Source organism: Lentzea alba, assembly GCF_011067745.1.
GTDB classification, from domain to species: domain Bacteria; phylum Actinomycetota; class Actinomycetes; order Mycobacteriales; family Pseudonocardiaceae; genus Lentzea; species Lentzea alba.
In genome coordinates this window covers 364,214-371,271 of record NZ_JAAMPJ010000013.1, presented here as the reverse complement: position 1 = coordinate 371,271, position 7,058 = coordinate 364,214, and the positions used below count along the sequence as shown (strand labels likewise).

The 7,058-nt window shown below is 69.8% G+C and carries 7 protein-coding genes and 1 pseudogene; 6 read left to right on the top strand and 2 right to left on the bottom strand.

Annotated features, from left to right (window positions below):
* Positions 1–183: pseudogene (locus G7043_RS47810) on the top strand (HNH endonuclease); the annotation flags it as partial.
* Positions 184–510: 327 nt separating this feature from the next.
* Positions 511–1,446, top strand: a complete 936-nt coding sequence (locus G7043_RS38180) for an alpha/beta fold hydrolase (protein WP_166053540.1) — start codon at positions 511–513, stop codon at positions 1,444–1,446.
* Here G7043_RS38180 and G7043_RS38175 read toward each other — a convergent pair.
* Positions 1,427–2,809 carry an MFS transporter gene (locus tag G7043_RS38175; RefSeq protein ID WP_166053539.1) on the bottom strand — a complete coding sequence of 461 codons (1,383 nt, stop codon included), beginning with the start codon at positions 2,807–2,809 and terminating at the stop codon, positions 1,427–1,429. The two genes, G7043_RS38180 and G7043_RS38175, sit on opposite strands and share 20 nt — an antisense overlap.
* 79 nt (positions 2,810–2,888) lie before the next feature.
* Here G7043_RS38175 and G7043_RS38170 point away from each other — a divergent pair, with 79 nt between their 5' ends.
* From G7043_RS38170 to G7043_RS38155, 4 genes are read left to right on the top strand one after another with little or no spacing between them, the layout of a single operon-like run.
* Positions 2,889–4,091 (top strand): cytochrome P450, encoded by a 1,203-nt coding sequence (locus G7043_RS38170; protein WP_166053538.1) that lies wholly within the window; start codon positions 2,889–2,891, stop codon positions 4,089–4,091.
* 4 nt (positions 4,092–4,095) lie between these two features.
* Entirely contained in the window at positions 4,096–4,755 is a 660-nt protein-coding gene (locus tag G7043_RS38165) for a TetR/AcrR family transcriptional regulator (protein WP_166053537.1), read from the top strand.
* 15 nt (positions 4,756–4,770) lie between these two features.
* Entirely contained in the window at positions 4,771–4,965 is a 195-nt protein-coding gene (locus tag G7043_RS38160) for a ferredoxin (RefSeq protein WP_086664805.1), read from the top strand.
* A 5-nt stretch (positions 4,966–4,970) separates the two neighbouring features.
* On the top strand, positions 4,971–6,110 hold the full coding sequence (locus G7043_RS38155) for an NAD(P)/FAD-dependent oxidoreductase (RefSeq protein WP_166053583.1): 1,140 nt from the start codon (positions 4,971–4,973) through the stop codon (positions 6,108–6,110).
* Here the strand turns inward: G7043_RS38155 and G7043_RS38150 are convergent.
* Complete coding sequence (locus tag G7043_RS38150; protein ID WP_166053536.1) at positions 6,058–7,047, bottom strand: helix-turn-helix domain-containing protein; 990 nt, start codon at positions 7,045–7,047, stop codon at positions 6,058–6,060. The two genes, G7043_RS38155 and G7043_RS38150, sit on opposite strands and share 53 nt — an antisense overlap.
* Between the last annotated feature and the right edge of the window lie 11 nt (positions 7,048–7,058).

The following is a 7,058-nucleotide window of genomic DNA, read 5'->3' as shown; positions in this document are numbered from 1 at the left end:
TGGTCGGACGGCGGCGACACCTCCGTCGACAATGCCGTTCTCCTGTGCCGCCATCACCACACGCTCATCCACCAAAGTGAATGGGACGTGACAATGGAGCACGGCATCCCCACGTTCTACGCGCCCCGCTGGATGGACGAGCATCGCACGCCCCGAAGAAATCTTCTCCATGCCGCCGTCTGATCGCCACGGGTAATGTCGTGGCGAAGCGAAGCGAGCCGTCTTCCTCTTTGTCGCGTTGGGCAAGCGGTTATAAGGCGACCACTGCGCGATTGGGGCTTGACTTTGGGTGCGAGGTGCTACCGTGTTCGGATCGGCCGGGCGCTCTATCAGCCCGGCTTTTGAAGGCAAAAATGCGCCTCGCAAGGGCCCGAAGTCAAGCCCCAATCGCAATCGTCGCGCAGCGGCGATGAAACGACCCGGCCCGGTATCGCCTGTCCAACTGCGACCGTCTAGACCTAGGCTGCACCCCTGCTCGGCGCGTGCCGAGCGTTCAGATGGGGGTCTGAGATGTCAGAGTTGAGCAGACGCGGTGTGTTCGCGTTAGGTGCCGGCGTCGCGCTGGGAGCGAGCACCGGAGCCGCGGCCGCAGACAGCCGCGAGGCGAGCCTTCCCGGTTTCCAGCACAACTACGCCCAGGTCAACGGTGTGCGCCTGCACTACGTCACGGGCGGGCGCGGTGAGCCGCTCGTGCTGTTGCCGGGCTGGCCGCAGACGTGGTGGGAGTACCACAAGATCATGCCCGCGCTCGCCACCAAGTTCCGGGTGATCGCGGTGGACCTGCGGGGCATGGGCGGGTCGGAGAAGCCCGCTGGCGGTTACGACAAGAAGACGATGGCGACCGACATCCACGAGCTGGTCAGGAAGCTCGGCTACGAGAAGGTCGGCGTCGCCGGGCACGACATCGGCAGCCAGGTCGCGTTCAGCTTCGCGGCCAACTTTCCCGCCGCCACGCGCAAGGTGGCGTTGATGGACGTGCTGCACCCGGACGAGGGCTACTACCAGATCCCGCTGCTGCCTCCGCCCGGTCAGTTCAGCCTGTGGTGGTTCGCGTTCAACCAGGTCCAGACGCTGCCGGAGCAGTTGCTCGCCGGGCGGTTCCGGTTCCTGCTCGACTGGCTGTTCGCGAACACCGCGTTCAACCCGGACGCGATCGACGAGCGGTCCAGGCAGATCTACGCGCGGGCCTACAACTCGCCGGACGCCATCCGGGCGGGCAACGGCTGGTACAAGGCGTTCCACCAGGACATCGCCGACGGCAAGACGTACGCCAAGCTGACGCCGCCGGTGCTGGGGCTCGCGTCCGTGCTGTCGTACGACCAGATGGTCGCGGCGCTGCCGAACGTCGCGACCGACTCCAAGGTCGTGGCGATCAACGCCGGGCACTGGCTCTCCGAGGAGCAGCCCGACGCCGTCGCCCGTGAGCTCACGGAGTTTTTCGGCTGACCTGCGGGATGAACGCCGCGACCACGCACGCCACGAGCGCGGTCGCGGCGCCCAGGCCCATGATCAGTTTGAAGCTGAACGGGATCGTCACCTGGGTGAGCACGACGCCCGCCACGGCGCTGGAGACCGACGTGCCGATCGCGCGCATCAGCGTGTTGAGGCTGTTGGCGGCGGCGGTTTCCGACGTCGGCACCGCACCCATGATCAGGGCGGGCATCGCGCCGTAGGCCAGGCCGATGCCGGCGCCGATCACGGCCGACACGATCACGAGGTGCCACACCGCGGTCATCAGGAAAACGCCCGCGCCGTAACCCGCAGCGACCACGACGGTGCCCAGCAGCAACGTCGCGCGCGGGCCGCGGGCCGTCGTGATCCGCGCGGACACCGGTGCCATCACCATCATGACCAGTCCGGACGGCACCAGCACGAGACCGGTGACGAGCAACGACTGCCCGAGCCCGTGGCCGGTGGCCACCGGCAGCTGCAGGATCTGCGGCAGCACCAGCGACTGCGCGAACATCGAGAACGCGAACACCGCCGAGGCGACGTTGGTCAGCAACACCTGACGACGTGCCGTGGTGCGCAGATCGACCAACGGCTGCACCGACCGCAGCTCCCACCAGCCCCACGCCGCCAGCGTCACGGCCGCGGTCGCGAACAGGCCCGTCGTGGCACCGGCGCTCCACGTGGACGCCTTGGACACGCCGAGCAGCAGGCAGACCAGCGCGACCGAGAGACCCAAGGCGCCGGGGAAGTCGAACCGGCCGCCGCCGCGGACCGGGGACTCCGGCACCACGACCAGGACCGCGACCAGCACGATCACCCCGGCGGCAGCGGACGTCCAGAACAGCATGTGCCAGTCGGTCTGCTCGACCAGGAACGCCGCCGCGGGCAGGCCGAGCGCGCCGCCGACGCCCAGCGAGGCGCTCATCAGCGCGGTCGCGCCGGGCAGCCGTTCCAGCGGCAGTTCGTCGCGCATGATGCTGATGCCGAGCGGGATCACGCCGACCGCGAGGCCCTGCACGACGCGTCCGACGATCAGCGGCAGCAGCGAGTAGCTGAACGCGGCGATCACCGAGCCCACCACCAGCATCACCAGGCTGATCAGGAGCATGCGGCGCTTGCCGACCATGTCGCCCAGCCGGCCGACGACGGGCGTCGCGACCGCGCTGGCGAGCAGCGTCGAGGTGATCACCCACGTCGTGTCGGACGGTGACGAGCCCAGGAGCTGCGGAAATCTCGGCAGCAGCGGGATGACCAGCGTCTGCATCAGCGAGACGACGATGCCGCCCATCGCCAGCACGGCCACCACCACGTTCGGCCGGGTCACCGGTCGCGTTTCTTCGAGGAGCACGTCACCCATCCTAAGTCAGTCGCTTGACTTAAACCATCGGGGTGGGCATGTTGGAAAAGAGACACCGCCCACCACGAAGGAACTCCCCATGTCCGAAGTAGACGATCTGCCCCGTTTCCCGTTCCCCGTCGACGCCGCGCTCGAACCGCCCGCCGAGTGGGCCGAGCTGCGCTCGAAATGCCCGGTGGCACATGTGAAACTCGCCAGCGGTGACCAGGCCGCGCTGATCACCCGGCACGAGGACGTCCGGCAGATCCTGTCCGACCCGCGGTTCACCCGGCCCACTCCCGGCGACGACTCCGCGCGCGTCGCGGACTCCGAGGACGGCGGCATCTTCAACAGCGACATGGCGAGCGTGATCCCGCAGCACGGCGAGGCGCACCTGGTCTGGCGGCGCGGCATCGGCAAGTGGTTCACCGCCAAGCGGATGAACGCGCTGCGGCCGGGCATCGCCGCGATGGCCGAGCAGCTGATCGACGACATGGTCGCCAAGGGCACGCCCGCGGACCTCAAGGCGAGCCTCGGTTTCCCGCTGCCGGTGTGGGTGATCTGCGACATGCTCGGTGTGCCCGACGCCGACCGCGACCGGTTCTCGCACTGGTCGGACGTCATGCTCAGCATGACCCGCTTCAGCACCGCCGAGATGAAGGCGGCGGAGCAGGAGTTCACGCGGTACATGGCGGGACACGTGGCGTTGAAGCGCGCGAACCCTGGCGAGGACATCCTCAGCGCGTTGATCACCGATCCGGAACCGATGTCCGACGCCACGCTGATCGCCACCGGCATCGGACTGCTGATCGCCGGGCACGAGACGACCGCGAACATGATCACGAAGATGGTCGCGATGCTGCTGTCCGACCGCAGCCGCTGGGAGTCGCTGCTCGCCGACCCGTCGCTGGTGCGCACCGCCGTCGAGGAGTCGCTGCGGCTGGACGCCAACGCGGGCATCGGCATGAGCCGCTACATCACCGAGGACGTCGAGATCGCCGGAACCGTGCTGCCGCGCGGCACGACCGCGATGTGCAGCATGGCCGCGGCGAACCGCGACGAGGAGGCGTTCGCCCGCGCGTCCGAAATGGACCTGGCCCGCACCCCCAACCAGCACCTGGCGTTCGGCGCCGGCGCGCACGCGTGCCTCGGCCAGCCGCTGGCCCGCACCGAGCTGCAGGTGGTGCTCGAGGTGCTGCTGCGCAAGCTCCCGTCGCTGGACCTGGCGGTCGCGGTGGAAGATCTACGTCGAGTCGAGGGGCTCGTCGTCGGCGGGCTCGTGGAACTACCGGTGCGATGGTGATCTGATGAACAAGGTCGACGACAACCCGTCACGGGCGGACCGGGTGCACGCCACCCGCGAGCTGATCCTGGCGGCGGCGGAACGCCTGTTCGCCGAGCACGGGGTGGTGGCTGTCTCGAACCGGCAGGTCAGCGAGGCCGCCGGGCAGGGCAACAACACGGCCGTCGGCTATCACTTCGGCACCAAGGCCGACCTCGTGCGGGCGATCGCACGCAAGCACCTGGCGCAGATCGAGGAGATCCGCCAGGGCATGGTCGCCCAAGCCGGTCCCGACGCGGACATCCGCTGGTGGCTCTCGTGCCTGGTGCGGCCGGTCACCGAGCACCTGGCGGCGGCCGGCAGCCCCACCTGGTTCGCGCGGTTCGGCGCCCAGGTCATGACCGACCCGACGCTGCGGCCGATCATCGTCGAGGAGACGCAGTCGTCGCCGTCGCTCGTGCGGGTCATGGCGGGCCTGAACTCCTGCACACCGGACCTGTCGGACGAGGTGCGGGCCGAACGCCTGGACATGGCGCGCCAGCTGCTCGTGCACATGATCGGCGAACGCGAGCGCGCTCTCGCCGACAACACCCCTACCCCGCGTGCCACCTGGCACGACGCCGCGACCGGCCTCATCGACGCCCTCGTCGGGTTGTGGCTCGCGCCGGTCACCAACGACTCGTAGTGAAGGAACCACCCCATGAAGATCACCGTGGACCAGGACAAGTGCTGCGGAGCCGGCACCTGCGTGCTGCTCGCGCCCGACGTGTTCGACCAGCGCGACGAGGACGGCATCGTGGTGCTGCTCGACGAGGCACCGCCCGCCGAGCTGCACTCGCTCGTGCACGAGGCCGCCAGCGTCTGCCCCGCCGCCGCCATCTCGGTGACGTCGTGACGCTGATCGTCGGCGCCTCGGCCGCGGGCCTCGCCACCGCCGAGGCGCTGCGCCGCAAGGGGTACACCGGCCCGCTCACGATTCTCGGCGCCGAACCGCACCTGCCCTACGACCGGCCGCCACTGTCCAAACAGGTCCTGTCCGGCACCTGGGAACCCGCCAGAGCGCAGTTGCGGTCGGCGGAGGCGCTCGCCGCGCTGGACGCCACGTTCGTGCTCGGCGACCCGGCGGTGCACCTCGACGTCACCGAACGGGCCGTGCACACAGCGTCCGGTCGCGTGCTCAAGGCCGACAACATCGTGCTGGCCACCGGACTGCGGCCACGCACGTTGCGCGGTCAGCCCACGCTCCGGACGCTCGACGACGCACTGGCGTTGCGCTCGGACCTGCTGAACTGCTCGCGCGCGGTCGTGGTCGGGGACGGCGTGCTGGGAGCCGAGATCGCCGCGACCGCACGCCAGATGGGCGTCGCGGTCACCCTGGCCGGCCCGCAGCAGGCCCCGATGGCACTGCAGCTCGGCCCGGTGGTCGCCGGACTGCTCGCCGAACTGCACACCTCTCAAGGCGTCGACCTGCGTCTCGGGGCGGCGGTCACCGAAGTCGACGACCACGGCGTGCTGCTGGAGACCGGCGAGGTGCTGCCCGCCGATCTCGTCGTGGTGGCGTTCGGCTCCGCTCCCGCGACCGACTGGTTGCAGAACAGCGGACTCGTGCTCGGCAACGGCATCGTGTGCGACTCCCGCTGCCGTGCCGCCGACGGCATCTGGGCCGTCGGTGACGTCGCCCGCTGGCACCACGAGACGCTCGGCAGACTGGTGCGACTGGAGAACCGGACCAACGCCACCGAGCAGGCCATCGCCGTCGCGGGCAACGTCCTCGGCGCCGACCAGCCCTACACCCCCGTGCCGTACTTCTGGACCGACCAGTTCGACGCGAAGATCCACGTCCACGGGTTCGTCGGACCGGGAATGTCCGTTGTGGAGGGAAGCCTGAGCGAACGTCGTTTCGTGGCGCACTATCACCGCGAGGGCGAGCTCGTCGGCGTGGTGGGCTGGAACATGCCCAAGCAGGCCCGGCAGCACCGCCAGTCCATCACGCCGAGTTGTCGCGCAACCGCCGCAACATCAACGCAAGGTGCAGCCTGAAACGACCCGACGCCGAGTCGAGCTCGAACCCGAGCATCGACTCGGCCCGGGCCAGCCGGGCCGTCATCGTGCTGTGGTGCCGGTGCAACGCGGCTGCGGCCTTGCGCACCGAACCGGTGCCGCACAACGCGTCCAGCACCGTGATCAGGCCCGGCTCGGCGGCCAGCCGGTCGAGCGCCTGGACGTCGGGCAACGCGGCGACGTCCGCGGGGCTCAGCTGCTCGGCGATGTGCGCAAGACTGCCGAGCTTCTCCCACCACACCACCGGTTCACTGTCCGATGTGTACTTGAGCGCGACGCGCGCGGCCTGCCACGACCTGGCCGCGTCGATCGCCGGCAGCAACGGCCCCACCCCGAGGCGTCCGCACGCCGGCGGGACCTCGGTGGCGAGCACCGCCCGCACGTTGCCCAGCAGCACCGACCTCCCGGCGACGTCGCCGATGGCCGCCAGCACCCGCAACGGCGCTGTGGCGACGATGCCGAGCAGGTGCAGCGCCCGTGATCGTTCCGCGGTGCCGACACCTTCGGAGAGCACCAGCTCGATCAGCGCGGGATCGCCGAGTTCCGGCAACGGCACGCTGGAGTGCTCCAGCAACACCGCGGCGGCGATCGCGAAGCGCTCCAGCAACATGTCGTCCAACGGCGCGGGCGCGCCCTCGCGCGCGACCCAGACCTCGACCCCGCCCTCGAGGCCCCGGACCACCGCGCTCTTCGGCACCGGCCCCGCCGTGACCGCGCCACCGCCATCGGCCCGCAGCATCAGTCCCTGGCCGGGCGCGTGCAGGCCGACCGGGCACCCGGCCAGTTCCGCCGTGCTGCGCACCAGGGCGTCCAGACCCACGCGCTCGGTGATGAGGCGATCGAAGAACCCGATCACCCGCACCGCGCTCTCGGCGTCGGCGTCCAGCCCGGACAACCTCAGCAGCAGGCCTCTCATCGGTTCACCAT

Excerpts from the sequence above, each read along its gene's own strand:
- G7043_RS38180 (WP_166053540.1), top strand. The coding sequence starts at position 511 with ATGTCAGAGTTGAGCAGACGCGGTGTGTTCGCGTTAGGTGCCGGCGTC.
- G7043_RS38175 (WP_166053539.1), bottom strand. The coding sequence starts at position 2,809 with ATGGGTGACGTGCTCCTCGAAGAAACGCGACCGGTGACCCGGCCGAAC.
- G7043_RS38170 (WP_166053538.1), top strand. The coding sequence starts at position 2,889 with ATGTCCGAAGTAGACGATCTGCCCCGTTTCCCGTTCCCCGTCGACGCC.
- G7043_RS38165 (WP_166053537.1), top strand. The coding sequence starts at position 4,096 with ATGAACAAGGTCGACGACAACCCGTCACGGGCGGACCGGGTGCACGCC.
- G7043_RS38160 (WP_086664805.1), top strand. The coding sequence starts at position 4,771 with ATGAAGATCACCGTGGACCAGGACAAGTGCTGCGGAGCCGGCACCTGC.
- G7043_RS38150 (WP_166053536.1), bottom strand. The coding sequence starts at position 7,047 with ATGAGAGGCCTGCTGCTGAGGTTGTCCGGGCTGGACGCCGACGCCGAG.